A 26,375-nucleotide genomic window follows, 5' to 3' on the forward strand; every position below is an offset into this window, starting at 1 on the left:
CTGCGCTCTCGCTAGGGTGCACGGGTGACCGCCGCCGCCTCCTCCCCGACGGAGGGGCCGCTCGAGGCCTACCGCGCACTGGTCCAGGGGCTCGACGGTGTCGACGAGTGGTACGACGACCACCGGGTGCGGCCCGGGCAGGACCTCGTCACCTCGGCGGTCGGCTCGATCGGCCTCCCCGGGCTGCTCGAGGCCCGCGCCGAGTCGCGGCGCCTCGTCGAGGACGACGGCATCCGCTACGGCGGCCTGACCGACGAGGTCGACCGGGGCCGCAGCTGGGTGATCGACCCGCTCCCCGTCGTCATCGGCACCGAGGAGTGGGCCGCGCTCGAGCGGGGGCTGCACCAGCGTGCCGAGCTGCTCCAGCTGGTCCTCGACGACCTGTACGGGGCCCGACTGCTGCTGCGCGACCGAGTCATCCCGGCCCCGGTCGTGCTCGGCCACCCCGACTTCGTGCGGGCGGCCGACGGGATCGCCGGCCAGCGGCTGGTCGTCGGGGCCACCGACCTCGCCCGCGACGCCGGCGGGCGCTGGACGGTGATGGCCGACAAGACCGCCGCGCCGTCGGGTGCCGGCTACGCGATGGCCAACCGGCGGGTCACCAGCCGGGTGCTCGCCGACGTCCACCGGGACGCCTCGCTGGCCAGGTTGCGCGGCTGGTTCCACACGATGGCGGCCGCGCTGGGCAGCGCGGCCCGGGTCGACGTGGACATGCCGCGGGTGGTGCTCCTCTCCCCCGGCGCGGGCTCGGAGACGGCGTACGACCAGGGCTTCCTGGCCACCCTGCTGGGCTTCCCGCTCGTGGAGGCCGACGACCTCAGCGTCCGGGGTGGCCGGTTATGGATCCGGAGCAGCACGCGGCGCGAGGAGGTCGACGTGGTGCTGCGCCGCGTCGACGCCGACTACTGCGACCCGCTCGAGCTGCGGTCCGACTCCCAGCTGGGCATCGCCGGGCTGGTCGAGGCGACGCGTCGCGGGGCAGTCCGGATGGCCAACCCGCTCGGTGCCGGCGTGCTCGAGAACGCCGGACTCGTGGCCTTCCTGCCCGAGGTGGCCCACCGGGTCCTCGGGGAGGACCTGCTCCTCCCCTCAGCCACGACGTGGTGGTGCGGTGACTCGCCGGCCCGCTCGCACGTGCTGGCCAACCTGGACCGGCTCGTGGTGAAGCCGGTCGCCCGCGGCCCGGTGCTGTCGGCCCGCTTCGGCTGGGAGCTCGACGCCGCGGGTCGCGACGACCTGCGCCGGGAGGTGGAGGCGCGTCCGTGGGCCTGGGTCGGCCAGGAGCCGGTCCCGATGTCGACGGCCCCCGTCGTGACCCCCGGCGGGCTGGCCCCCGGCCGGCTGGTGCTGCGTACGTTCGGCGTCACCGACTCCGAGCAGCACCACGTCATGCCCGGAGGCCTGGCCCGGGTCAACACCGACGCGTCGTCATCGCTCGTCTCCAGCATGAGCGGGGCCATCGCCAAGGACGTCTGGGTGCTGTCCGACGACACCGCCGGCGTCGGCGGCGGGTGGCGCGGGGCGACCCCCGAGGCGCAGCCCACGCTGGTCCGCCTCCAGCGTCGGGTGGCGGTCGCCCCCCGTGTCGCCGACAACCTCTACTGGGTGGGCCGGTACGCCGAGCGCGCCGAGGGCACCGCCCGGCTGCTGCGGGTCGCCGACGACCTCGCCGCGGACCACGCGCAGCGCCCCGGGACGCCCGGCGCCGCCACCATGGAGGTGATGGTGCAGGCCGCGGCGGCCGTCACGGGCGTGCAGCCCGTCGAGGGCCAGGGACCGGCGGACCACCTGCGCGCGATGGTGGGCGACGCGGGACGGACCGGCACGGTGGCGCACGCCTGCCACCGCCTCGTCCTGGCCGCCGAGAGCGTGCGGGACCAGCTGTCCCAGGACATCTGGCACATCCTCAGCAGGCTCGACCGCACCCTCGGGCGGGCCCCGTCCCCCCGAGCCCCGCTGCGCCCCCAGCTCGACAACGTGCTCGAGTCGCTGCTGGCCGTCGCCGGCGTCGTCCACGAGAGCATGGTCCGCGACCAGACGTGGGGCTTCCTGGACGGGGGCATCCGCGTCGAGCGGGCCCAGCACACCCTGGCGCTGCTGCGGGCGACGCTCACCTCCGAACGTCCGCCGGTCATCGACGGGCAGGTCACCGAGGCGGTGCTGGAGGCCAGCGAGAGCATCATCACCCACCGCCGGCGCACGACGTCGGGCGAGGGACCCGCGTGGCCGTTGCACTCGGCCACCTCGCTGCTCCTGCTCGACGGCGGCAACCCGCGATCGGTCGCCTTCCAGGTGGCCCGCCTCGGCGAGGCCCTGCGCCTGGCCGGCGACGCCGCCCTCGTGGACCGCTGCGACGCGCTGGCCGCCCTGCTCGACACCCTCGACCTCGACGAGCTGTGCGCGGGCGACCGGGCCGCGCTCGGGGATGCGCTGGACACCGTCGGGCGCGCGCTGCGCGACCTGTCCGGCGAGCTGGGTGCGCGCTACTTCGGCCGCAAGCCTCCCTCGCGGGTGCTGCTCGGCCAGTGGGGCGGGGGGCGCTGATGAGCCGCCAGGGGCCCGACGACTTCACCCCCCGCCGCTACGAGGTGCGGCACCGGACGACGTACACCTACGAGGGTGCCGACGTCACCGCCTGCTACGAGCGCGGCTTCCTGGGCCCGCGCCCGACGCCGACCCAGCGGGTGCTCAGCAACGAGGTCCACGTCTCCCCGGAGCCCGACCTGGTCAGCGAGCACACCGACCACTTCGGCAACCGGTCGTCGTACGTCGAGGTGCGGACCCCGCACCGGGTGCTGGAGGTGACCAAGACAAGCGTGCTGGACGTCGAGTGGCCCGAGGTCGACCTCGACGCGCTGGACGCGTGGACCGTGGACGCGGCCGTTGCCGCACTGGCCGAGGACGCCGACCCGGTGGTGCACGCGTCGTACCTCCTGCCGTCGCCGCTCGTCGCGGTCGACGACGCGGTGCGCGACTACGCACTGCGCGTCCTCGACCCCGCGGCCCCGCTCGGGCAGGCGGTCGTCGGGCTGACCCACGCGATCTTCGAGGACTTCACCTACGCCTCCGGGGTCACCAACGTGCGGACCACCCTCCCGGAGCTGCTCGAGCTGCGGCAGGGCGTCTGCCAGGACTTCACCCACCTGGCGCTGGGGTGCCTGCGGGCGGTCGGGCTGCCGGCACGCTATGTCAGCGGCTACCTCGAGACCGCTCCCCCGCCGGGGCAGCCCCGGCTCGAGGGCTCGGACGCCTCCCACGCGTGGGCGTCGGTGATGGTGCCGGGCGGCACCTGGGTCGACCTGGACCCGACCAACGACCACCTCGCCGACTCGCGCTACGTCGTGACCGCGTGGGGCCGCGACTTCCGCGACGTGTCCCCGCTCAAGGGCGTGGTCTTCACCGAGGCCAGCGGCTCGTCCCTGGACGTCGGGGTCGACGTGGTGCGGCTGCCGTCGCCGGACACCCTCGGCTGAGCTCGCCGACCCTCCGCCGCCCCTGGCGGGGTAGTACCGGACGTTCGTGCGGCGACACGCCGAGGCGAGCCACGCAAAGGTCCGGTACTACCCCGGCAGTGGTCGGGCGCCCCCCGTGGGGGACCCCGGCAGTGGTCGGGCTCCGCCGGGGGAATCCACAGTCAGCGCAGGCGGGTGAGCGCCAGCCCGTCGTCGGTCGGCAACCCGGGGTCCGCGGTGGCGGTGACGGTCATCGGGCCCATCGAGGCGCGACCGGCGTTGACGGTGAGGAACGCCGTGTCGGCGGCGTCGCGGCCGGTGGCGATGCGCACCAGCGAGGAGCGGGGCGCGAGGCCGGTGCCGTCAACGACGTACCAGCGCCCGTCGAGCGCGACCTCGGTGACCGCGTGGAAGTCCATCGGCACCAGGCCGGGGGCGTAGACGCTGACGAGCCGGGCGGGCACGCCGAGCGCCCGCAGGAACGTGATCACCAGCTGCGAGGTGTCCCGGCACACGCCGAGGCGGCTGAGGTAGGTCTCGAGCGCACCGTCGACCGGCCCGCTGGCCCCCGGGGCGTAGGTGATGTGGGTGAGCGCCCACGACACGACGGCCTGCAACAACTCCTCGCCGGCGAGGTCGCCGAAGTGCGCGTGGGCCACGGCCGAGAGCCGGTCGGAGTCGCAGTAGCGGCTCGGCCGGGTGAAGACGATCGCCTCGAGGTCGGTGACGGGACCGGTCGGCTCCCCCTGCGGCACGACGGCGTCGTACGCGAGCGTGAGCCGCCCGACGGGGGCGGACGGGATGCGGTGCAGGCGGGTGGTGCCGTCGACGATCTCGGTGGTCCCGACGGGCTCGCCGTCGACCGTCACCGCGAGCGTCTCCTCGGTCGGGTCGAGGTCGGCGGCGACCGCGACGGAGAACACCAGGTCGGCCGGCTCCGTGACGGTGAGGTCGAGCCGGCTGCTGACGGTACGCCGCATCAGCTGACGCTGACGCTGGCCTCGGCGCCCTCCACGGGCTCCATGCCCTCGGCGATCCGCATGGCCTCCTCGATGAGGGTCTCCACGATCTGCGACTCGGGGACGGTCTTGATGACCTCGCCCTTGACGAAGATCTGGCCCTTGCCGTTGCCGGAGGCGACACCGAGGTCGGCCTCGCGGGCCTCGCCGGGTCCGTTGACGACGCAGCCCATGACCGCCACGCGCAGCGGCACCTCCATGCCCTCGAGCCCGGCGGTGACCTCCTCGGCCAGCTTGTAGACGTCGACCTGGGCCCGGCCGCAGCTGGGGCAGGAGACGATCTCGAGGCGACGCGGCTTGAGGTTGAGCGACTCCAGGATCTGGAGGCCGACCTTGACCTCCTCGACCGGCGGGGCGCTCAGCGAGACCCGGATGGTGTCGCCGATGCCCTGGCTGAGCAGGTGCCCGAACGCCACACTGGACTTGATGGTGCCCTGGAAGGCGGGGCCGGCCTCGGTCACGCCGAGGTGGAGCGGCCAGTCGCCGGCCTCGGCGAGCAACTCGTAGGCACGCACCATGACGACGGGGTCGTTGTGCTTGACCGAGATCTTGAAGTCGCGGAAGCCGTGCTCCTCGAAGAGCGACGCCTCCCACACGGCCGACTCGACGAGCGCCTCGGGCGTCGCCTTGCCGTACTTGTCCATGATCCGCTTGTCGAGGGAACCGGCGTTGACGCCGATCCGGATCGAGGTGCCGCGGTCCTGGGCGGCCTTCGCGATCTCCTTGACCTGGTCGTCGAACTTGCGGATGTTGCCCGGGTTGACGCGTACGGCGGCACAGCCGGCGTCGATGGCCGCGAAGACGTACTTGGGCTGGAAGTGGATGTCGGCGATCACCGGGATCTGCGAGTGCTGGGCGATCTCGGCGAGCGCGTCGGCGTCGTCCTGGCTGGGGCAGGCCACCCGCACGATGTCGCAGCCGGTCGCCGTGAGCTCGGCGATCTGCTGGAGCGTGCTGTTGACGTCGGAGGTGAGCGTCGTGGTCATCGACTGCACCGAGATCGGGCTGTCGCTGCCGACGCCGACCGAGCCGACCTTGATCTGGCGGGTGGGGCGCCTCGGGCTCAGGACCGGAGGAGGAAGAGCGGGCATGCCGAGGCCGACGGAGGTCATGGGCCCAGCCTACGTGGGGAGCGGTGCCGCTCAGACAAGGTGGAGGGGCACCACGAGGTCGCCGACGATGAGCACGACGCCCATGACCAGCATGGCCGCGCCCACGACGTACGCGACCGGCAGCAACCGGGCCACGTCGACGTAGCCGGGGTCGGGCCGACCGCGCAGCCGCGCGAACCCGCGCCGCAGCGCCTCCCACATCGCGCCGGCGATGTGGCCGCCGTCGAGCGGGAGAAGCGGCAGGAAGTTGAACATGCCGATGAAGAAGTTGAAGCCGGCGATGAGCATCACCAGGGAGACGATCTTGTCCTGCATCGGGAAGGTCTCGTGCGAGGCGACCTCCCCGGCGAGGCGGCCGCCACCGACCACGCTGACGGGGCCGTTGGGGTCGCGGGGCTCGAGGCCGACGATCGCCTGCGCGACGTCCCACACCTTGGCCGGCAGCTGGGCGAGGGCCTGGAAGGTGTCGACGGCCATGCCGCCCATCTGCTGGATCGTGTAGACCGGGCCGCCGGTCTCGTAGATCGGCGTCGCCACCGGCATCACGCCGAGGAAGCCGACCGGGGTGAGCTCCTCGGGCGAGGCGGCATCGATCGGGCGGGGCTCCACCTGCGTGGTGGCCTGGAGCTCGAGCTGCTCGCCGTCGCGCTCGACCACGATGGTGGCCGTGCCGTCGCCGTTGTCGCGGATCGCCTGCTGGACCTGCTCCCACCCGGTGACCGGGGTGCCGTTGAAGCTGATGAACTCGTCGCCGGGCTCGAGCCCGGCCGCGGCGGCAGGGCTGGGGTTGTCACGCAGCTCCTCCGCGGTGCAGGCACGACCGTCCTGGTCCGCCGGGACGATGCACGGGACCACCTCGGCGACGACCGGCTCGACCTTCGCGTCGACGACCTGGCCGACAGTGGCGAAGACGCCCCAGAAGAGGAAGAAGGCGATCGCGATGTTGACCATCGGGCCGCCGGCCATCACGACGACCTTCTGCCACGACTTGAACTTGTAGAACAGCCGGTCGGAGTCCTCGGGCTTGACGTGCTCCCACTCCGCCGCGCGGGCGTCGGAGATGAGCTGGGTGAACATGCCGGTGTTGGACTGCCGGACGCGGGTCTCGCCGTTCTCGTCGACCACGGTCTCCTCGCCCTTGCCGGGCGGGAGCATGCCGACGATCTTGACGTAGCCGCCGAGCGGGATCGCCTTGACGCCGTACTCGGTCTCGCCGATCCGGCGGCTGAAGACCGTCGGGCCGAAGCCCACGAACCACTGGGTGACCTTGCCGCCGAACTTCTTGGCGGGGATCAGGTGGCCGAACTCGTGGAGGCCGATCGACGCGAGGATCGCCACCACGAAGATCAGCACGCCGAGGGTGTAGAAGAGCGCGGTCACAGTTCTCCGTTGCGGTTCGAGATGGTGCGGGCAGCCTCCTCGCGGGCCCAGGCATCGGCCGCGAGGACGTCGTCGACGACGAGGTGCTCCTTCGAGGGTACGTCGTGGTGGGCAACCACGCGGGCAACTGTGTCGACGATGTCGGTGAACCCGATCCGGCCGGCATGGAACGCCTCGACGCACACCTCGTTGGCCGCGTTGTAGACGGCCGGCGCGGTGGACCCACGGTCCCCCGCCTCGCGGGCAAGGCGGACCGCGGGGAAGACGTCGTCGTCCAGGGGCTCGAAGCGCCAGTCGGCGGCCTTGGTCCAGTCGATCGGCGTCTCGGCGTCGGGCACCCGGTCGGGCCAGCCCATTCCCATGGCGATCGGGACCAGCATGGTGGGCAGGCCGAGCTGGGCGACCACGGCGCCGTCGACGAACTCCACCATCGAGTGGATCAGCTGCTGCGGGTGCACCACCACGTCGATCCGCTCGAAGGGCACGTCGAAGAGCAGGTGCGCCTCGATCACCTCGAGCCCCTTGTTGACCAGGGTCGCTGAGTTGGTGGTGATCACCTTGCCCATCGCGAAGTTGGGGTGGGCCAGCGCCTGCTCGGGCGTCACGGCGGCGAGCTGCTCGCGCGACCGGCCGCGGAAGGGGCCGCCGCTGGCGGTCAGGACCAGGCGGCGTACCTCCTCGGCGGAGCCGGCCCGCAGGCTCTGGGCGATCGCACTGTGCTCGGAGTCGACCGGCACGATCTGGCCCGGACGGGCCCGGTCGCGCACCAGCGGGCCGCCGACGATCAGCGACTCCTTGTTGGCCAGCGCCAGCGTGGTGCCGGCGTCGAGCGCGGCGAGTGTGGGGCGCAGCCCGACGGCGCCGGTGATGCCGTTGAGGACGACGTCGCAGGGCATCGCGGCGGCCTCGGTGGAGGCCTGCTCGCCGAGCCCGGAGTACGCCGGGGCGAACTCGGCGACCTGCTGCTCGAAGAGGTCGGGCTGGGACCCGCCGGCGGTGAGGCCAACCACGCGGAAGCGGTCGGGGTGGGCCCTGACCAGGTCCAGGGCCTGGGTGCCGACCGAGCCGGTGGACCCGAGGACGACGACGTCGCGGCGGCCGGTCATCGCGCTCCCCCGGTGGCGTCGTACGACCAGAGCGAGAGGCCGCCGACGACCAGCACGGACGTGCCTGCCGGAGCGGGTGCCTCCTCGGCACCGAGCGCGGCGAGGACGGTCAGCTCCGCGTCGCCCACCCGGGCGAGCACGGCGTCGCCGGGCACGTCGGCGCAGCCCGCCGGGTCCGTGCGCCCGGCACGCATCACCATCGCCCAGGACAGCTCCGTGCTGTCGTCCACGGTCACGACCGGGACGTCACCGGTGTCCAGCGACGGATCGGTCCCGGCGACGAGGACCCGGGCGGTGCCGACGTGCGGGGCGAGGTCGTCGGTGTGCTCGACGACCGCACCCAGCCGGGCGACGGCCATGGTGACCACGGCCGCCTCGAAGGTCGGCACCGGGCCCAGGGCGACCGTGTCGCCCACCCCGGTGCCGAAGGCGCGCAGCACCCCGGCGAACGCTCCGACGTGCGTGAGCAGCTCGGCGTACGTCCAGGAGCGCGCGTCGAGCGTCAGCGCCACGTCCTCGGCGCGCCCGCGGATCACGTGCCGGTCGAGGGCGTTGTAGCAGGCGTTGAGGGTGCCGTCGGACGGTGAGTCGACCGGCTTGCGGAACCAGTCGATCGTGGTGCTGGTGGTCATGCGGGGTCCCCGCGGCGTTGTTCGGGGGAGCAGAGCGGAGGAGAAGAACGTCGTGGGGTGCTCATGCGAGCCCGTTGTCGGCCGTCCGGGCCGGCTTGCCCGGGGTGCGCAGCCAGGCGGTGAAGAAGGGCGTGAGGTCCTGCCCGCTGACCGAGGCGGCCAGCGCCTCGAAGTCCTGCGTGGTCGCGTTGCCGCCGGCCTCCTGCTGCAACCACGTGCGCAGGAGCAGCCAGAAGGCGTCCTCCCCGATGCGCTGGCGCAGCGCCTGCAGGGTCATCGCACCCCGCTCGTAGACCGCGTTGTCGAAGATTCGGTCCTTGCCCGGGTCACCGATGGTGAGGTCCCAGAACGGGTCGTCGGCCGCGATGTTGTCGTAGGAGCCGCGCAGGATGTCGGCCGCGGACCGGCTGCCCTTGCGCTCGACCCAGCGCCACTCCATGAACGTCGCGGCGCCCTCGTTGAGCCAGATGTCGCTCCAGCGGGCGATCGCCACGTCGTCGCCGAACCACTGGTGGGCCAGCTCGTGCACGATCAGGCTCTCGGCCGGCCCGCCGAGCGTGGGGTAGGTCGGCCGGGTCTGGTTCTCCAGCGCGAAGCCGACCGGGAGGCCGGTGCTGATGCCGCCGGTGACCTCGAAGGGATACGGCCCGAGGTCCTTCTCGAGCCCCTTCACCACGGACGCGCTGGTCCGCAGGGCACGCATCGAGCCGGCGCGGGTCCGGTCGTCCTGGAGGCGGGAGACGGCGTTGACCCACGGGAGCCCGCCGGTCGTGCCGCGCTCGATCTCGAAGTCGCCGGCGGCGAAGAACGCGAGGTACGTCGCCATCGGGTCCTCGGCGCGCCAGCGCCACGTAATGGTGCGCTTCGTCCTCGTCTTGCTGACCAGCGTGCCGTTGGCGACCACCTCGCGGCCGCGGTCGACGGTGGTGGAGATGTCGAAGGTCGCCTTGTCGATGGGGTGGTCGTTGCCCGGGAACCACCACGGCGCCATGTGCGGCTGGTTCATCGCGACGACCTCGCGGTCGTTGGCCAGCCAGTTGCGCTCCCCGGCATAGCGCTTGTCGTCGGGGTTGCCGGCGTAGTGGACGACGACCCGGTGCGTGGACCCCACCGCCAGCGGCGAGGCGGGGGTGATCCGCAGCTCGTGCTTGTCGGGTCGGGAGTGCCGGGCCCGCCGGCCGTCGACGGTCACCTTCGTCGTCGGCAGCAGGAAGTCGAGGTTGAAGCTGCCGAGCTCGCTGGTCGCGGTCAGCTCGAGGACGGTCCGGCCCTCGAGGCGCTGGGAGGCGAGGTCATAACGGTTCTTGATGCGGTACGACGCGACGTCGATGCCCCCGTTGCCGTCCAGCGGCCAGTAGGCGTCGCCGATGCCGGAGCTGCCGGCCGGTGCGGACTCCTCGCCGGAGGCGGCCTGGGTGAGGAGGACGGGCGCGACCACGACGGCGGCGAGCAGCGCGGCCGACGTACGACGAAGGGAGCGGTTCACCCGTGCAAGGTACCGCCCGACCCGGAAAACCCGTTGCGCCCCGTGCCCGCGTCCGTCACCGTTGACCCCGAGGCGTCGCCCGACGCCGCCTGCTGCGCAGGGAGCCCGAGAGGAGCCGTGACATGACGATGACTGTCCTCGGCCTGTCCCCAGACCGACCCTCTCTCCCACGGAGCACAGATGACGCACGACTTTCCCGAGGGGTTCCTCACCCCTAGCACCACCGACCGCCTCGTCGACGTCGACGAGCGGTTCGTCTTCGACTACAACAGCTACGCCGACGACCTCGGTCCCGGCCAGAGCTGGTCCCCCTGGGACGACCTCGAGGCCCTGATGAAGGGTCCGGAGCCACGCCCCGACTGGGTCGTCACCTCCAGCGGTGCGATCGACACCGAGCTCGGCATCCTCAAGACGGGCAAGGAGGCCGACGTCTTCCTCGTCGAGCGCGCCGACCCGCACCGCCCCGACGAGGCGGTGGTGATGGCCGCCAAGCGCTACCGCGACACCGACCACCGCACCTTCCACCGCGCCGCGGCCTACACCGAGGGGCGCTCCATGAAGCGGTCCCGCGACAACCGCGCCCTCAAGCGCAAGTCGTCGTGGGGCCGGATCGTGGCGGCCGGCGAGTGGGCCGTCTCCGAGTGGGGGGCGCTGCGCCGCCTCTGGGAGCTCGGGGTGGCGGTCCCCTACCCGGTCCAGATCGACGAGACCGAGATCATGATGGAGTGGATCACCCACGACGGTGAGACGGCTCCGCGTCTCGCCCAGGTCCGTCCCGACAGGGACCTGCTCGGGTCCTACTACGAGCAGCTGCGCGACGCACTGGGCACGATGGCCCAGGCCGGGATCGTGCACGGCGACCTCTCGCCGTACAACACGCTCGCCGCCGGTGACCGCCTCGTCATCATCGACCTCCCCCAGATCGTCGACCTGGTGGGCAACCCGCAGGGCATGGACTTCCTGCTCCGCGACTGCGCCAACATGTGCCAGTGGTTCCGGGCGCGCGGGTTCGAGGTGGACGAGCAGGAGCTCTTCGGGGACCTGATGGCGCACGCGTTCTGAGCCGAGGGTGCCTCTGGTTGGCTGTGGCCCGTGAGGCACACCCACGGACGCATCGTCGACATCACCACCCTCCGCGACCTCGACGCCCGCCTCGCCGCGGGCGCGAGGTCGCTGGCGGGCTGGCGGGTCGTGGGGCTGGACCTCACCGAGCGTGGCAGCGTGCTGCTGTCGCGCTCGGTGGCGTCCACGCTCTTCCTCGGCTGCACGTTCGCCGAGGGGGACGAGGACGAGGTACGCCGCCGGGGAGCGGTGGTCCTGCCCGACCTGCCCGGCAGCCCGGTCGACACCTACCGGACCGAGCTCTACTCCCCGCGCGACCTCTACGACACCCCCCGGTACGCCGCCTCGCTCGACGCCCGGGCCTACGCCTGGTCCCAGCACCGTCCCGACCAGGACGCGGCGCTCGCCCAGGCCCTGCACGACCACGCGATCGACCAGGCCCTCACCGCATGGATCGCCGGTCGGCGGACGCTCGGCGTCATGGGCGGCCACGCACTCGCCCGCGGGTCCGGCGGCTACGCCGACGCCGCCCGGCTCGGGCACGCGGTCGGTGGCTCGGTCACCGTCGCCACCGGCGGCGGGCCCGGCGCCATGGAGGCCGCCAACCTGGGGGCCCTGCTCTCCGCTGCTCCGGAGCCGGCCCTGGACGAGGCGCTGGCCGCGCTGGCCGTGGTGCCGTCCTTCACGCCCGACATCGGCGCGTGGGCGGACGCCGCCTTCGCCGTGGTGTCCTCCGTCGCGGACCCCGTCGAGTCCCTCGGGATCCCGACCTGGCACTACGGGCACGAGCCGCCCAACGCGTTCGCGACCGCGATCGCCAAGTACTTCCGCAACGCGACCCGGGAGGCGGTGCTGCTCGAGGTGTGCACCGCCGGGATCGTCTTCCTCCCCGGCGCCGGCGGGACCGTGCAGGAGGTCTTCCAGGACGCCTGCGAGAACTACTACGCCGACGAGACCTCGATCGCGCCGATGGTGCTCGTGGGGCGGGAGCACTGGACGGAGACGCTGCCGGCCTGGCCGCTGCTCGAGTCCCTCGCCCGGGGTCGGGCGATGGAGGACCACGTGCACCTCGTCGACACGGTCGCCGAGGCGGCCGCGCTGGTCGCGTCGTACGAGTGACGCGTCCTCAGCCGGCGCGCCGGGCCGCCGTGCGGATGCCGATCACGTCTCGGTAGTGCTCGAGCAGCCGCTCGTTGACCGCCTCCCAGGAGCGGTCCTGCACGCTCCGCGCGGCGGCACGGGAGACGCGGGCGCGCAGGTCGTCGTCCTCGACGAGCCTGCGCACGTACGACGCCAGCTCGCTGCCGTCGCCCGGCCGGTAGAGGAAGCCCGCGGAGCCGTCGTCCACGACGTCGATCGGACCGCCGGCGCGCGGCGCCACGACCGGGACTCCCGATGCGAGGGCCTCCTGGGCTGCCTGGCAGTAGGTCTCGTGGCGCCCGGTGTGCACGAAGACGTCGAGCGTGGCGTGGGCGCGGCCCAGCTCGTCGCCGTGGAGCACGCCGAGGAAGGCCGCGTCGGGCAGCAACGCCCGCAGCCGCTGCTCGTCCGGACCGCCGCCGACGACGACCACCCGCACGCCGGGGAGGCGGTCGACGTGGGCCAGCAGCTCGAGCTCCTTCTCCGGAGCGAGGCGGCCGACGTACCCCACGAGCAGCTGCCCGTCCGGGGCCAGCTCGCTGTGGAGCGCCTCGTCGCGGAAGGACGGCGAGAACATCTCGAGGTCGACGCCGCGCGGCCAGCGGGCGAGGCCGGGCAGCTGCATCTCCTCGAGCTGGGCCAGCGAGGCGGTCGACGGGGCGAGCGTGCGGTCGACCGCGAGGTGGATGCGGCGGGTGAGGGCGGTCATCGCCGCCATTCCTCCGGCGATGGCGTAGCGCTCGGCGAAGCCGACCAGGTCGGTCTGGTAGATCGCCACCGTCGGGATGCCGAGCTCACGCGCGGCGCGGGCGGCCTGGTAGCCCAGCGTGGCGGGTGAGGCGATGTGGACGACGTCGGGCTGGAAGCGGAGCATCACCGCGCGCAGTCGACGCCGCGTCTCCAGGCCGATGCGGAAGTCCCGGTAGAACGGCAGGCTCGCGCCCCGGGCGATCGTGACGGGGAAGCCGGCGTAGGTCTCCGGCCCGGTGGGTGCCACGAGCTCGGCGACGTGGCCCTGCGCGGCGAGGTGCTCGAGCACGCGGCGTACGGAGTTGGTGACCCCGTTGACCTGCGGCAGGAACGACTCGCTCACGACCAGCACCCGGAGGCGGTCGGAGTCGGCCCGCAGCCGCTGGATCGGGGTGACGTTGGAGCGACCGAACGTCGCGTTGGAGGTGGCGGAGGCACGGGGACGTCGGCGCAGCTGCACGGTGGCCATGCCCCGGACGATGCGCCGGGTCGCGCAACGGATCGGGGGGCCGACGCGGACGCCACATGAACACTGGCCGACCGGACTCCCGGCCCGTCCACCCGCCGGTCACGCAGGGTTCAGCGCGCGCTCAGGCTTCGGCGCCGGCGCCGGCGCCGACTGCCACCTCGCGCCTCGCCCGCTCCGCTGGCGCTCCGCGCGCTCAGGCTTCGGCGGCGAGCTGCCCGCAGGCTCCGTCGATCTCGCGGCCGCGGGTGTCGCGGACCGTCGTCGGGATCCCCTTGGCCTCGAGCCGCCGGACGAACTCGCGCTCGTCCTTGGGGTCGCTCGCCGTCCACTTCGAGCCCGGCGTCGGGTTGAGCGGGATCAGGTTGACGTGCACCCAGCCCCAGTCGCCGTAGGAGTTGAGGACGTCGCCGAGCAGGTCGGCACGCTCGGCCTGGTCGTTGATGCCGCGCATCATGGCGTACTCGATGGAGACCCGACGCTTGGTGACGCGGGCGTAGTCCCAGGCCGCCTGCACGGTCTCGGCGACCGAGAAGCGGGTGTTGATCGGCACCAGCTCGTTGCGCAGCTCGTCGTCGGGGGCGTGCAGGCTCAGCGCGAGGGTGACCGGGATGCCCTCCTCGGTGAGCTGCTTGATGCGGGGCACCAGGCCGACGGTGGAGACGGTGACGCCACGGGCGCTCATGCCCAGCCCGGCCGGCGAGGGGTCGGTGAGGCGGCGCACGGCGCCGATGACGGCCTTGTAGTTGGCCAGCGGCTCCCCCATCCCCATGAAGACGACGTTGGAGACGCGACCCGGACCGCCCGGCACCTCGCCGCGGGCCATCGACCGGGCACCGGCGACGACCTGCTCGACGATCTCGGCGGTGGACATGTTGCGCTGGAGGCCGCCCTGGCCGGTGGCGCAGAACGGGCAGGCCATCCCGCAGCCGGCCTGGCTGGAGACGCAGACCGTGGCCCGGTCGGGGTAGCGCATCAGCACCGACTCGACGAGCGCACCGTCGAAGAGCTTCCACAGCGTCTTGCGGGTGGTGCCCTTGTCGGCCTCCTGGGTGCGCAGCGGCGTCATCAGGTGCGGCAGCAGCGCAGACACGAGCTCGTCACGCTGGCCGGCCGGGAGGTCGGTCATCTCGGCGGGGTCGTCGACGAGGCGGCCGAAGTAGTGCGTCGACAGCTGCTTGGCCCGGAAGCCGGGGAGGCCCATCTCGGTGAGCAGGTCCTTGCGGCCCGCCTCGTCGAGGTCGGCGAGGTGGCGCGGCGGCTTCTTGCGGCCCTTGGGCTCGTTGAAGACGAGGGGCAGGGTCTTGATGGGTTCGGTCTCGGGAGCAGACATCAGACCTCGATCCTCCCACCGCTCCCCCGCTCGGGGCGAACCGGCGGGACGAGAGTCAGTTCACGTCGTACTGGACCATGAAGTAGAGGACCAGGGAGGCCACCCCGAGCACCACCAGCGCGGTGACGACCATCCCGATCACCATGAAGACCCCGAAGCGTCGGGTCTTGCGCTTGGCGAGCAGCACGATGGGGAGCACGAGGGCGATCAGGACCAGCGGGAACAGGTCCTGGGCACGCTCGTAGGGGAAGAACAGCCGCAGCACAGCGGCGAAGCCTCCCGGCAGCGCGGTCACGAAGAGCATGCCGGCGAAGAAGCCCGTGATCCCCGCGAAGGTGGGGTGGCTCTGGTGCCACCAGCTGGGCTCGGCGGTCGGCTCGACCCGTTGCTGCGTCTCGGTCGTCTCCGGCGTGCTCATGGCCTCATCGTAGGGCGGCGGGGACCTCGATCACGTCGGGCATGCCGAGTGACGCCCACCTCACCAGGTCCGGCTCGCGGCCGGTCAGCGCGGCGACGAGCAGGGTCCACGCGGTGCCGTGGCCCACCATCACGACGTCGTCGTCACCGTGCACGTCGAGGATCCGGCGTACGGCGGGGAGGAGCCGCTCGCGGGTGGCGTCCAGGGGCTCCCAGCCGGGTGCGGCGGGCTCCGCCGGCTCGGCGAAGGCGGCCCGTACGCGGTCGGGGAAGTCGTCGAGCAGGCCGGCCGCGCGCTCGTGCTCGCGGAGCTCGTCGACGATGCCGACGTCGCCGTCGGTGAGCAGCTGGGCGGTCTGCTGGGCCTTGGGCTCGGGCGAGCAGAACCATGCCGCCCGGGCCGGCAGGCGGCCGGACCCGCGCAGCTCCCAGACGGCGTCGAAGCCCGCCGGGTCGAGATCCCACTCGCTGGCCGGCCGCTCCGGGTCGATGAGGGAGCGGCCGTGCCGGACGAGGAACAGGGTCATGGACGCAACCGTGTCACAGGCCCACGGCGAGGAACTCGCGGGCGCCGCGCAGCCGGGTCCGGAGCAGGTCGGCGGCCAGCGACGAGTCGAGGCGTACGTCGATCGGTCCCGGCACGCCCATGGCCGCACGGTTGCCGGATCGCAGGACCCCGGCATCGAGCCCGTCCCGGCGCGCGACGAGCCGACCCAGCTCCAGCCGGCTCAGGGCGTCGGCGCCGCCCACGTGGAGGACACCGGTGAGGTCGTCGCCCGCCACCTCGACCAGGGCGGCGGCCAGGTCGGCGACGTGCACGGGGCAACGCATCTCGTCGGCGAAGAGGGCCCCGTCCGCTCCGCCGGCCATCGCGTGCACGAGCTGCTCGTGCGGGGACCGACCGTCGCCCAGGATGAGCGAGGTGCGCGCCACCACCGCGCCCGGGCAGACGGCACGCACGACGGTCTCCGCGGCGGCCTTGGCAGCGCCGTACGCCGTGATCGGGTCGGGCGGCGCGGACTCGGCGTACACGCCGTCGGCGCCGGAGAAGACGACGTCGCTCGAGACGAGCACCATCCGTGCGCCGTTCCGCGCCGCGGCGACAGCGAGGTGCGCACTGCCGGTGGCCGTGACCTGCCAGTCGGCCTGGACGTAGGCCGTGTGCACGACCGCGTCCGGGCGCACGCTCGCGAGGACCGCGTCGACCGCGGCGGCGTCGCGCAGGTCCGCGTCCGCCGACCCGACGGGCACGACGTCGTGCCCAGCTGCCCGGGCGGCACCGACGACGTGGCTGCCGAGGTAGCCGTGGCGGCCGCCGGTGACCAGCAGCCGCATCAGGTGAAGACGAGGTAGTGCAGGAGCAGCCAGATCGGCGCGATGGTGGCCAGCAGCGAGTCGAGCCGGTCCATCAGGCCGCCGTGGCCGGGGATGACCTGGCTCATGTCCTTGATGCCGAGGTCGCGCTTGATCACCGACTCGCACAGGTCACCCAGGGTCGCCATCCCCACGGCGATCAGGCCGAGGACCACGCCCACCCACCAATCGCCCTCGAGGAGGTAGACCACCAGTCCGACGCCGGCCGCCACGCAGAAGACCAGCGAGCCGACGAAGCCCTCCCACGACTTCTTGGGCGAGATGACCGGGGCCATCGGGTGCTTGCCGAACAGCACGCCGGCGATGTAGCCCCCGATGTCGGAGGCGATGGTGACCACGATGAAGGTGATGATCCCCTTGACGCCCTCGTCGAAGCGCTCGAAGCCGGTGGCCCCGCCCTCGGCCAGCATCAGCGCCACGAAGGATCCCAGGAACGGCACGTAGACCAGGGTGAAGATCGACGCCGTGGCGTTCTTGACGTAGCCGTCGATACCGCGCCGCAGGAGCCACAGCATGATCACCAGGCCGGTGACCGCGGTCGCCGTCACCAGCGCCGGCGCGCCCCAGAAGTAGGCGACGACGACCATGACCACGCCGCCCACCATCAGCGGCTGCTCGGGCAGGTCGATGTCCTTGGCGAGCATCCCCTTGCGGAGCTCCCACACGGCCACCACGACCGCCGCCGCGACGATCACCATGAAGGCGGTCTTCCACACCGCGAGGGACGCGGCGATGGCTCCGAGGAGCACCACGGCGGAGCCGATCGCGGCCGGGAGGTTGCGACCGGCGCGGCCGTGGTCCTTCTGGGGTGCCGTCGGGGCGGGCATGGTCGGGGACGCCATCAGACCTCGAGAAGCTCGGCTTCCTTGTTCTTGAGCATCTCGTCGATCGCGTCGGTGTGCTTCTTGGTGGTGACGTCGAGCTTCTTCTCGCCGCCGGTGACGTCGTCCTTGCCGACCTCGCCGTCCTTCTCGAGCCGCTCCATGCCCTGCTTGGCCGTGCGGCGCAGGTTGCGGACCGCGACCCGACCGTCCTCGGCCTTGGCGCGCGCGAGCTTGATGTACTCCTTGCGGCGCTCCTCGGTCAGCTCGGGGAAGCCGCAGCGCAGCACCTTGCCGTCGTTGGCCGGGTTGACGCCCAGGTCGGAGTCGCGGATGGCCCGCTCCAGGTTGCCCATCACACCGATGTCGTAGGGGGAGATCAGGATCGTCCGGGCGTCCTGGGAGGTGAAGGACGCGAGCTGCTGGATGGGCGTCGGCGTGCCGTAGTAGTCGACCACGATCTTGTTGAACATGCTCGGGTGGGCGCGGCCGGCACGGATCGCGGCGAACTCCTCGCGGGTCGCCTCGACCGACTTGGCCATCTTCTGGTCGGCCTCGTTGAGGACGTCGTTGATCACGTGCTTGCTCCTACCGGGTTGTCTCGTGCGTCGGCGTGCTGCTGGGACTGGGATCGTGTGGGGGGTCTCGTGCCCGCTCAGCCGTCGCGGCTCACGAGCGTGCCAATCTTCTCACCCTGGACGGACCGGGCGATCGTGCCGGGGGTCGAGAGGTTGAAGAACACCATCGACATGTTGTTGTCGCGGGCGAGGCTGATGGCTGTCGCGTCGGCGACCTTGAGGTTGCGGGCGAGGTACTCGTCGTAGCTGAGGTCGTCGAACTTGACGGCGTCCGGGTTGGTCTTGGGGTCCGAGTCGTAGACCCCGTCGACACCCTGCTTGCCCATCAGGATGACCTCGCAGCGGGTCTCGAGCGCACGCTGCGCGGCGACCGTGTCGGTGGAGAAGAACGGCATGCCGGCACCAGCGCCGAAGATGACGACCCGGCCCTTCTCCATGTGCCGGATGGCGCGCCGCGGGATGTAGGGCTCCGCGACCTGACCCATCGCGATGGCGGTCTGCACGCGCGTCTCCACGCCCTGCTGCTCGATCAGGTCCTGCAGCGCCAGGCAGTTCATCACCGTGCCGAGCATGCCCATGTAGTCGGCACGCGCCCGCTCCATCCCGCGCTGCTGCAGCTCGGCACCCCGGAAGAAGTTGCCACCACCGACCACGATCGCGACCTGGACACCGTCGCGGGCCACGTCGGCGATCTCCTTGGCGATGGCGCTGATCACGTCGAGGTCGAGCCCGACCTGGCCTCCGCCGAACACCTCTCCCGACAGCTTGAGCAGGACTCGGTTGTAGGCGGTCACAGGTGTTCCCTTCGACGACTGGTGGGTCGGGGCAAACCTACCGGTGGGTCACCCCTCCCGGCGAACGCGGTGGTCCCCTGCGGGTGTACGACGACGGGGCCGGCACGACTCTCGTCGTACCGGCCCCGTCGGGGTGCCGCGGCGATGTCGCCGTGGCGGTGCTGTGTCAGCGGGTCAGGCGCCGACCTCGAAGCGCACGAAGCGCTTCACGGTGGTGCCGGCCGCGTCGAGGACGGCCTTGACCGACTTCTTGTTCTCGGTCACCGACGGCTGGTCGAGGAGTGCGACCTCCTTGTAGAAGCCGTTGAGGCGACCCTCGGTGATCTTGGCGATGGCAGCCTCGGGCTTGCCCTCCTCGCGGGAGGTGGCCTCGGCGATCTCGCGCTCCTTGGCGACGACGTCCGCGGGGACCTCGTCCCGGGAGAGGTACGTCGGGCGCATCGCGGCGATCTGCTTGGCGGCACCGTCGGCGCCGGCCTCGTTGCCGTCGTACTCCACCAGCACGCCGATGGCGGGCGGCAGGTCGGCGGACCGCTTGTGCATGTAGGCGACGGTCTCGCCCTCGAAGTAGGCGACGCGACCGAGCTCGATCTTCTCGCCGATCGTCATGGCCAGGCCGTCGACGACCTCGCCGACGGTCTTGTCACCGAGGGTGACGGCCTTGAGGGCCTCGACGTCGCCGGCCTTGGCCTCGGCGGCCGCGTCGGCGATCTGCTGGGCGGCGGACACGAAGTCGTCACCCTTGGCCACGAAGTCGGTCTCGCACTTGAGCTCGACCAGGGCGCCGCCGGAGCGGGCGACCAGGCCGGCCGAGGCCTCGCGCTCGGCACCGCGCTCGGCCATCTTCTTGCCCAGCTTGATGCGGATGAGCTCGGAGGCCTTGTCGAAGTCGCCGTCGGCCTCCGTGAGGGCCTTCTTGCAGTCCATCATGCCGGCGCCGGTGAGCTCGCGGAGCTTCTTGACGTCAGCGGCGGAGATGTTCGCCATGTTCCTTCTTCCTCGAAGTAGAAAGGTGGGTGGGAGCCGGGAGGAGGTCAGTCCTTGGTCTCGGCGTTGACGAAGCCCGCGGCCTCGGCGGCGTCGGCGGTGCGGAACCACACGTCGGCGTTGGTGCGGTCGAACCAGGGGCTGGTCGGGGCGTGGAACTTCTTGGAGTTCTCGTTGCCCTTGATCTCGAAGCCCTCGGGGGCCGAGCCGTCCTCGAGCGCGGCGGCGGAGTCGTCGCCGTAGGGGGCGTCGGCCTTCTCGTCGGCCTTCTCGTCGGCCTTGGCCTCGGTCTCGACCTTCTCGTCGGCCTTGACCTCGGTCGCAGCCGCGGCGGCGGCGTCGGCGGCGGGGGCCTCGGACGCGGCACCGGTGGCCTCGGCGGCCGGGGTGTCGTCGGTCTTGGCGTCGCCACCGGTGGCCTCGACGGCCGCCTTCTCGGCGTCACCGGCGAGAAGCTCGCGCTCCCACTCGGCCAGCGGCTCGGCGGCCGTGGCGTCGGCGGTCTTGGCGCCCGAGCGGGACATCAGGCCCTCGGCCACGGCGTCGGCGACCACGCGGGTCAGCAGGCCGACGGCGCGGATGGCGTCGTCGTTGCCCGGGATCGGGAAGTCGACGAGGTCGGGGTCGCAGTTGGAGTCCAGGATGCCGATGATCGGGATGTGCAGCTTGCGGGCCTCCTCGACGGCGAGGTGCTCCTTGTTGGTGTCGACGATCCACACCGCGGAGGGGACCTTCGACATGTCGCGGATGCCGCCGAGGGTCCTGTCGAGCTTGTCACGCTCGCGCTTCATCTGAAGCAGTTCCTTCTTGGTGCGGTTGGAGCCCGCCACGTCGTCGAAGTCGATCTCGTCGAGCTCCTTGAGGCGGTTGATCCGCTGGTGCACCGTCTGGAAGTTGGTGAGCATGCCACCGAGCCAGCGCTGGTTGACGTAGGGCATCCCGACGCGCGTCGCCTGCTCGGCGATGGCCTCCTGGGCCTGCTTCTTGGTGCCCACGAACATCACGACACCGCCCTTGGCGACGGTCTCCTTGACGAAGGCGTAGGACCGGTCGATGTAGGCCAGCGACTGCTGCAGGTCGATGATGTAGATGCCGTTGCGCTCGGTCATGATGAAGCGCTTCATCTTGGGGTTCCAACGACGGGTCTGGTGACCGAAGTGGACGCCGCTCTCGAGCAGCTGGCGCATGGTGACGACTGCCATGTGTATCTCCTGTGTGATGGAGGCGCTCGCGTTGTGCCCGGCCTTCTGGCAGGCCGGACCGGGAGCGTTCTCCGGTTGGTTTCAGTTGCTGCACCCGACGGGTGTCGGTTGCCCTGACGCTCGCGCGCGATCCCATCCGCCCTCGTGGTGCAGGTGCGGAACTCAGGGACTCGCGCCCACGGGTGGTCGGCCTCCACGGAGAGAGCCCGTCGCGGTCTGTGAGCGTGCGAAGTCAGCCCATGGTCGATCTGGTGGTGCCGGGCTGCTCTGCGAATCGTAGGCCACCGCCCCGGCGGCGGGCCAATCGAAGGGCGGACGCGGTCCCGGGGTGGTCCACAGGGTGTCGGCGGCCGGTGCTCCTCCACAGTACGACGCCTCTCCGTCCGCACCCGGCGTGCCGGCCGCGGACGCTGTCCGGATGACCTCCCTCGTCCCACGTCCGGACGCGCGCCGCTTGGTGCTGACCGTGCTCTCGGCGCTGGCCGTGCTCGTGGTGATGGCCTGGCCGGCCTCCTCGACCGGTGCCGAGGACCCCGACCCGGTGGGGGTCTGGCCGCTCGATCCGCAACCCGACGTGGTGGCGACGTTCGACCCGCCGGACGACCCGTGGGGAACCGGGCACCGCGGCGTCGACCTGGCCGGACGGATCGGCCAACCGGTGCGGTCGGCGCTCGCCGGGGAGGTGGCCTTCGCCGGAAGCATCGCGGGCAAGCCGGTGGTGACCGTGTCGCACGGCGACACCCGGACGACGTACGAACCCGTCGTCGCCTCGGTCACCGTCGGCACCCGGGTGGCGGCCGGGGACGTCATCGGGGTCCTCGACCTGGCGGCCAGCCACTGCCTCCCCCGAGCCTGCCTGCACTGGGGGTGGCGGCGCGGAGAGACCTACCTCGACCCGCTCGACCTCGTCGGGGGCGGCCCGGTGCGGCTGCTGCCGCTGTGGCGCCACGAGCCGGCCGCCGGTGGGGCCTGGCGTCCTCCCCTGCACCCGTACGCCGCGTGGTCGCCGCTCATGGGAAACGCATCCGACCCCGCCGTCCCTGTCTCCGTCCCGATCGCCCGGGGGCCCGCCGGCCGCGGTCGGGACGGCCCTCCGCCGGGCGGTCGCCCGCTCGAGCCCCTCCCCTGAGTCGCCGGCCCCACGTCCCGCGTCGGGGTCAGGCGCGCGGGTGCGCCTGCCGGTACGCCGCGCGCAGCCGGTCGGTGGTCACGTGCGTGTAGAGCTGGGTGGTGGCCAGCGAGGCGTGGCCCAAGAGCTCCTGGACGGAGCGGAGGTCGGCGCCGCCCTCGAGCAGGTGGGTCGCGGCGGTGTGGCGGAGCCCGTGGGGTCCGATGTCGGGGGCCCCGGGCACGTCGGCGATGCGGCGGTGCACGAGGTCACGGACCGCGCGCTGGTCGATCCGTCGCCCCCGGGCGCCGAGGAAGACCGCCGCGCCGGCGCCCTCTGCCCGCAGCGCCGGTCGGCCCAGCTCGAGCCAGAACTTCAGGGCCCGTGCGGCCGGCCGGCCGTAGGGGACCGAGCGCTCCTTGCGACCCTTGCCGAACACCCTCACCACCTGGCGGTCGTCGTCGAGGTCGTCGATGTCGAGCCCGACCAGCTCCCCCACCCGGATCCCGGTGGCGTAGAGGAGCTCGAGCATGGCGACGTCGCGCAGCCCGACCGGGCTGCCGTCGTCGGCGATCGCGGCGGCGGAGCGGATCAGGTCGGCCGCCTCGTCCGCGCGCAGCACCGGCGGGAGGCTCTTGTGCTGCTTGGGCGAGCCGAGCGAGGCACCCGCGTCGGTCGGGGCCCGTCCGGTGCGCTGGAGCCACGCGGTGAAGACGCGCGCCGCCGTCGCCCGACGGGCCAGGGTCGTGCGCGACAGGCCCAGGGACTGCTGCTTGGCCAGCCAGGAGCGCAGGGACCGAAGGTCGAGCTCGGCGACGTCCGCGAAGCCGAGCCGGTGGGCGTGGTCGAGCAGGGAGGAGATGTCCCCGAGGTAGGCGCGCACCGTGTGGGCGGTGAGGTCCCGCTCGGACACGAGGTGGCGCTCGTACTCCCCCAGCAACCGCACCAACCCCTCGGGGAGCCCGTCGGGCTCGGAGACCTCCGGCTGCTCACTCACCTGCCGATCGTAGGTCGAGAGGGGCGGCCTGCTCGACAGGCTCGTCGCGGGCCAGCCGCCACCCGCCCTCGGCGCGCCGGACCCAGCCGGCGGACGCCAGCCGCTCGAGCGCTCCCTGCACGTGCTGGAGGGCCACCCCGGCCGCAACGGCGATGCTGTCGGCCCCGGCCGGCCGGCCCACCGGGACGGCGTCGAGCACCCGCTGGTCGCGCCGGTCGAGACGGTCCCGCGGACGGGTGGGGGCCCGTGGCACCTCGACGAGGTGGTCCCCCGCCGCTCCCACCAGCTCGAGCACCTCGGCCCCGGAGGTGACCAGGTGCATCGAGCCCTTGCGGATCTGCTCGTGCACTCCTTGCGAGGTGATGCTGGTGACCGGTCCCGGGACCCCCATCACCACGCGGTTGAGGACCTCGGCCCAGCGCGACGAGCTCAACGCCCCGCTGCGGACGGCGGCCTCGACGACGACCGTGCCGACCGACAAGGCGGCGATGAGCCGGTTGCGGCCGAGGAAGCGCGACCGCAGGGGTGCACTGCCCGGCGGCACCTCCGACACGATGAGCCCGGTCGCGCCGATGTGGTCGATGAGCGGGCGGTGGGCCGTCGGGTAGGCCCGCTCGGGGCCGCAGGCCAGCACCGCCACGGTGGTCCCCCCGGCCGCGAGTGCGCCCCGGTGGGCGGCCTGGTCGATCCCGGTCGCGGCTCCGGAGATCACCACCATCCCGGCCCGCGCGGCGCCCGCGGAGACGTCTGCGGCGACCCGCTCGCCGTACGTCGTGGCGGAGCGCGACCCGACCACGGCGACCATCGGCGGCAGGCCGTCGAGCCGGCACGGCCCGCGCAGCCAGAGCCCGACCGGGACGCCGCCGAGGCCCGAGTGGTGGGCCCCGGGACGGGCCAGGTCGTCGAGGCGGGCCGGCCACTCGGTGTCGCCCGGGACGACGAACCGGATGCCCAGCCGTTCGGCCTGCTCCAGCTCGCGCACCGGGTCGACCGATCCCAGGCGTGCGGCGAGGTCACGCTGTGCCTCGTCCAGGCTGGCCTGGGCCAGCAGGCTGTCGAGCACGGCCCCGGCCCCGAGGTCGCGGACCAGACCGCACAGCCGCGGGTCGCCGGGCTCGCCGATGCGGCTGAGCACCACTCGGGACAGCCGGTCCGGGAGGCGGCTCATCCGGCCATCCTCAGGTCGTCGCTGGAGAGCGGCTCGGCCGTGCGGAGCCGGAGTGCGAGGCCCACCTCGGAGGGGCCGGGACGTGTCACGCCCCGCAGGTCCGCCACGGTCCAGGCGAGGCGCTGCACGCGGGTCACCCCGCGGCGGGTGAGGGACCCGTCGCGCAGGCGGTCGTCGAGCAGGCGCTGCCCGTCCAGCTCGAGCGGCCACTCACGTGCCAGCACCGGTCCCGGGACGACGCCGTTGAGCAGCCAGGACCGTCCGGCGTAGCGCTCGGCCTGGGCCGCCCTGGCCCGCTCGACCCGGGACCGGACCGTGGCCGAGTCGACCCGCGGCGCGAACCTGTCGTGGGCCGCCTCGGCGCTGACCGGCTCCACGTCGCGCCAGATGTCGATGCGATCGACGATCGGTCCCACCAGCTTGCGGCGGTAGGCGTGACGGGCCGGCTCGAGGCAGGTGCAGGCCGTGGTGACCGATGCGCTGAAGTTGCCGCACGGGCACGGGTTGGCCGCCAGCACCACCATCGAGCGGGCCGGGAAGGTCGCCGACTCCTCCCCCCGGGCCAGGGTGATCTCCCCGCTCTCGAGGGGCTGGCGCAGGGCGTCGACCACGTCGGCGCGGAACAGTGGGAACTCGTCGAGGAAGAGGACCCCGTGGTGGGCGCGACTGATGCCACCGGGCCGCACCCGACCGGTGCCGCCGCCCACCACGCTCGCCTTGCTCGCGTCGTGGTGGGGAGCGAAGTAGGGCGGCCGGTGCACCAGTCCGTCGCCGTCACGCAGGAGCCCGGCCAGCGAGTGCAGCGCGGTCACCTCCAGGGCCTGCTCGGTGGTGAGGTCGGGCAGGATCGTCGGCAACCGCTCGGCGAGGCTGGTCTTGCCGGCCCCGCGGGGGCCGTTGAGCATGAGGTGGTGCCCGCCCGCGGCGGCGACCTCGAGGGCGTACTTGGCGTCCTCCATGCCGTCGAGGTCGTCGAGGTCGAGCGGCTCCACGGCCCCTCGCCCGGGAGGCAGCAGCGAGGTGCGGACCGGCCCGGCGACCGGGGCCGCGTCGGGCACCTCCTCGCCGTTGAGCTCGGCCACGACCTGGGCGAGGGACCGCATGCCGAGCACCTCCATCCCGGGGACCATCGCGGCCTCCGCGGCCTGGGACTCCGGCACGAAGACCCGACGGATCCCGCGGGCGGCCGCGGCGATGACCATGGGGAGCACCCCGGCCACGGGACGCAGGCTGCCGGAGAGCGACAGCTCACCGATGAAGACGGTGGCGTGCAGGGACGCGGGCGGCACGGCACCGCACGCCGCCCGGACCCCGACGGCGATGGCCAGGTCGAAGTGGGTGCCGCTCTTGGGGAGGTCGGCCGGGGCCAGCAGGATGGTCACCCGGAACGTCGCAGGCCAGGTGTCGTCGGGCGTCGGCGCCGAGTTGTTGATCGCCATCCGGACCCGGTCACGTGCCTCGTGCAGCGAGGCGTCGGGCCGGCCCACCACGAAGGTGCCGACCACCCCCTTGGAGACGGCCACCTGCACGTCGATCAGGTGCCCCTCGGCGCCGACCAGCGCGATCGAGCAGGCGGTCGCGACCCGCATCAGCCCAGACCCGGGACGTGGTCGATCTCGACCGGTCCCCGGCGCGGGGAGATCACGCAGACCATGTCGAGACGGATGTCCATGGGCCGGACCTCGTGGACGCGCAGCCACCGGGCCGCGAGGGCGCGCATGCGGGCCAGCTTGCGCTCGGTCACCGCCTCGTGGGGCGTGCCGAACGCCGTGCTGGAGCGGGTCTTGACCTCGCAGATCACCAGGGTGGCGCCGTCCCTCAGCACCAGGTCGATCTCGCCGAGGTCGCAGCGCCAGTTGCGGTCGAGCACGGTCATCCCCTGCCGGGACAGGTGCCGGGCGGCGAGCTCCTCGCCGTACGCTCCGAGCCGCTGCTTGGCGGTCGGCCGCGGGGCGGGTGGGGGAAATGTGGTCATGCGGGCCTCCTTCGTG

The 26,375-nt window shown here is 72.7% G+C and carries 24 protein-coding genes and 1 pseudogene; 5 read left to right on the forward strand and 20 right to left on the reverse strand.

All coding sequences use genetic code 11. The annotated features are described in order from the left end of the window. Positions 1-24: 24 nt before the first annotated feature. Positions 25-2,544 (forward strand): circularly permuted type 2 ATP-grasp protein, encoded by a 2,520-nt coding sequence (locus ASG88_RS01275; protein ID WP_056885586.1) that lies wholly within the window; start codon positions 25-27, stop codon positions 2,542-2,544. After that, positions 2,544-3,473 carry a transglutaminase family protein gene (locus tag ASG88_RS01280; RefSeq protein WP_082599831.1) on the forward strand — a complete coding sequence of 310 codons (930 nt, stop codon included), beginning with the start codon at positions 2,544-2,546 and terminating at the stop codon, positions 3,471-3,473. The genes ASG88_RS01275 and ASG88_RS01280 overlap by 1 nt, the downstream gene beginning before the upstream one ends. 161 nt (positions 3,474-3,634) lie before the next feature. Here the strand turns inward: ASG88_RS01280 and ASG88_RS01285 are convergent, their stop codons facing one another. The 6 genes from ASG88_RS01285 to ASG88_RS01310 form a co-directional block, all read right to left on the reverse strand. Continuing rightward, positions 3,635-4,432, reverse strand: coding sequence for a transglutaminase-like domain-containing protein (locus ASG88_RS01285; RefSeq protein ID WP_056885588.1), 798 nt, complete (start codon positions 4,430-4,432; stop codon positions 3,635-3,637). Then, positions 4,432-5,583 (reverse strand): flavodoxin-dependent (E)-4-hydroxy-3-methylbut-2-enyl-diphosphate synthase, encoded by a 1,152-nt coding sequence (ispG, locus tag ASG88_RS01290; protein ID WP_056885589.1) that lies wholly within the window; start codon positions 5,581-5,583, stop codon positions 4,432-4,434. The genes ASG88_RS01285 and ispG overlap by 1 nt, the downstream gene beginning before the upstream one ends. Positions 5,584-5,613: 30 nt before the next feature. Then, the gene (locus tag ASG88_RS01295) at positions 5,614-6,963 is read right to left on the reverse strand and encodes a M50 family metallopeptidase (protein WP_056885590.1); all 1,350 of its coding nucleotides are present in this window, start codon (positions 6,961-6,963) and stop codon (positions 5,614-5,616) included. Then, positions 6,960-8,069, reverse strand: a complete 1,110-nt coding sequence (gene dxr, locus ASG88_RS01300) for a 1-deoxy-D-xylulose-5-phosphate reductoisomerase (RefSeq protein WP_056885591.1) — start codon at positions 8,067-8,069, stop codon at positions 6,960-6,962. Before dxr ends, ASG88_RS01295 begins: the two co-directional genes overlap by 4 nt. Further along, positions 8,066-8,701 (reverse strand): AMP-binding protein, encoded by a 636-nt coding sequence (locus tag ASG88_RS01305; protein ID WP_056885592.1) that lies wholly within the window; start codon positions 8,699-8,701, stop codon positions 8,066-8,068. The genes dxr and ASG88_RS01305 overlap by 4 nt, the downstream gene beginning before the upstream one ends. A 61-nt stretch (positions 8,702-8,762) precedes the next feature. Next, positions 8,763-10,187, reverse strand: coding sequence for a M1 family metallopeptidase (locus tag ASG88_RS01310; RefSeq protein WP_056885593.1), 1,425 nt, complete (start codon positions 10,185-10,187; stop codon positions 8,763-8,765). A 180-nt stretch (positions 10,188-10,367) separates the two neighbouring features. Between ASG88_RS01310 and ASG88_RS01315 the strand changes: the two genes are divergently transcribed. Both ASG88_RS01315 and ASG88_RS01320 read left to right on the forward strand, forming a co-directional pair. Then, positions 10,368-11,249, forward strand: a complete 882-nt coding sequence (locus ASG88_RS01315) for a serine protein kinase RIO (RefSeq protein WP_056885594.1) — start codon at positions 10,368-10,370, stop codon at positions 11,247-11,249. A gap of 30 nt (positions 11,250-11,279) precedes the next feature. Continuing rightward, positions 11,280-12,368, forward strand: coding sequence for an LOG family protein (locus tag ASG88_RS01320; protein WP_056885595.1), 1,089 nt, complete (start codon positions 11,280-11,282; stop codon positions 12,366-12,368). Between the two features lie 7 nt (positions 12,369-12,375). On the opposite strand, the gene ASG88_RS01325 is transcribed toward ASG88_RS01320, so the two are convergent. The 10 genes and pseudogenes from ASG88_RS01325 to rpsB form a co-directional block, all read right to left on the reverse strand. Beyond that, the gene (locus ASG88_RS01325) at positions 12,376-13,608 is read right to left on the reverse strand and encodes a glycosyltransferase family 4 protein (RefSeq protein ID WP_082599775.1); all 1,233 of its coding nucleotides are present in this window, start codon (positions 13,606-13,608) and stop codon (positions 12,376-12,378) included. A gap of 193 nt (positions 13,609-13,801) precedes the next feature. After that, positions 13,802-14,938, reverse strand: a complete 1,137-nt coding sequence (gene rlmN / locus ASG88_RS01330) for a 23S rRNA (adenine(2503)-C(2))-methyltransferase RlmN (protein ID WP_056885596.1) — start codon at positions 14,936-14,938, stop codon at positions 13,802-13,804. Between the two features lie 55 nt (positions 14,939-14,993). Next, positions 14,994-15,356: a hypothetical protein gene (locus ASG88_RS01335; protein WP_056885597.1), complete on the reverse strand. Its 363-nt coding sequence runs from the start codon at positions 15,354-15,356 to the stop codon at positions 14,994-14,996. 4 nt (positions 15,357-15,360) lie between these two features. Next, the gene (locus ASG88_RS01340) at positions 15,361-15,882 is read right to left on the reverse strand and encodes a histidine phosphatase family protein (RefSeq protein WP_056885598.1); all 522 of its coding nucleotides are present in this window, start codon (positions 15,880-15,882) and stop codon (positions 15,361-15,363) included. Between the two features lie 13 nt (positions 15,883-15,895). Next, entirely contained in the window at positions 15,896-16,690 is a 795-nt protein-coding gene (locus tag ASG88_RS01345) for an SDR family oxidoreductase (protein ID WP_056885599.1), read from the reverse strand. Next, positions 16,690-17,571 (reverse strand): phosphatidate cytidylyltransferase, encoded by an 882-nt coding sequence (locus ASG88_RS01350; protein ID WP_056885600.1) that lies wholly within the window; start codon positions 17,569-17,571, stop codon positions 16,690-16,692. Before ASG88_RS01350 ends, ASG88_RS01345 begins: the two co-directional genes overlap by 1 nt. After that, complete coding sequence (frr, locus tag ASG88_RS01355; RefSeq protein ID WP_199907678.1) at positions 17,571-18,125, reverse strand: ribosome recycling factor; 555 nt, start codon at positions 18,123-18,125, stop codon at positions 17,571-17,573. Before frr ends, ASG88_RS01350 begins: the two co-directional genes overlap by 1 nt. A gap of 80 nt (positions 18,126-18,205) precedes the next feature. Then, positions 18,206-18,922 (reverse strand): UMP kinase, encoded by a 717-nt coding sequence (gene pyrH / locus ASG88_RS01360; RefSeq protein WP_056885602.1) that lies wholly within the window; start codon positions 18,920-18,922, stop codon positions 18,206-18,208. A 174-nt stretch (positions 18,923-19,096) separates the two neighbouring features. Beyond that, positions 19,097-19,909 (reverse strand): translation elongation factor Ts, encoded by an 813-nt coding sequence (gene tsf / locus ASG88_RS01365; protein ID WP_056885603.1) that lies wholly within the window; start codon positions 19,907-19,909, stop codon positions 19,097-19,099. Between the two features lie 323 nt (positions 19,910-20,232). Continuing rightward, positions 20,233-21,111, reverse strand: a pseudogene (gene rpsB, locus ASG88_RS01370) (30S ribosomal protein S2); the annotation flags it as partial. Between the two features lie 418 nt (positions 21,112-21,529). On the opposite strand from rpsB, the gene ASG88_RS01375 reads away from it, so the two are divergent. Further along, on the forward strand, positions 21,530-22,240 hold the full coding sequence (locus ASG88_RS01375) for a M23 family metallopeptidase (protein ID WP_082599777.1): 711 nt from the start codon (positions 21,530-21,532) through the stop codon (positions 22,238-22,240). Positions 22,241-22,268: 28 nt separating this feature from the next. Here ASG88_RS01375 and ASG88_RS01380 read toward each other — a convergent pair whose 3' ends face one another. The 4 genes from ASG88_RS01380 to ASG88_RS01395 are packed head-to-tail and all read right to left on the reverse strand — an operon-like array spanning position 22,269 to position 26,359. Then, positions 22,269-23,216, reverse strand: coding sequence for a tyrosine recombinase XerC (locus tag ASG88_RS01380; protein WP_056885604.1), 948 nt, complete (start codon positions 23,214-23,216; stop codon positions 22,269-22,271). Further along, positions 23,209-24,384 (reverse strand): DNA-processing protein DprA, encoded by a 1,176-nt coding sequence (dprA, locus tag ASG88_RS01385; protein ID WP_056885605.1) that lies wholly within the window; start codon positions 24,382-24,384, stop codon positions 23,209-23,211. Before dprA ends, ASG88_RS01380 begins: the two co-directional genes overlap by 8 nt. Beyond that, positions 24,381-25,973, reverse strand: a complete 1,593-nt coding sequence (locus ASG88_RS01390; protein WP_056885606.1) for a YifB family Mg chelatase-like AAA ATPase — start codon at positions 25,971-25,973, stop codon at positions 24,381-24,383. The genes dprA and ASG88_RS01390 overlap by 4 nt, the downstream gene beginning before the upstream one ends. After that, positions 25,973-26,359: a YraN family protein gene (locus ASG88_RS01395; RefSeq protein WP_056885607.1), complete on the reverse strand. Its 387-nt coding sequence runs from the start codon at positions 26,357-26,359 to the stop codon at positions 25,973-25,975. The genes ASG88_RS01390 and ASG88_RS01395 overlap by 1 nt, the downstream gene beginning before the upstream one ends. Positions 26,360-26,375 lie beyond the last annotated feature (16 nt).

Source organism: Nocardioides sp. Soil777 (genome assembly GCF_001428425.1).
Lineage (GTDB): Bacteria > Actinomycetota > Actinomycetes > Propionibacteriales > Nocardioidaceae > Nocardioides > Nocardioides terrigena.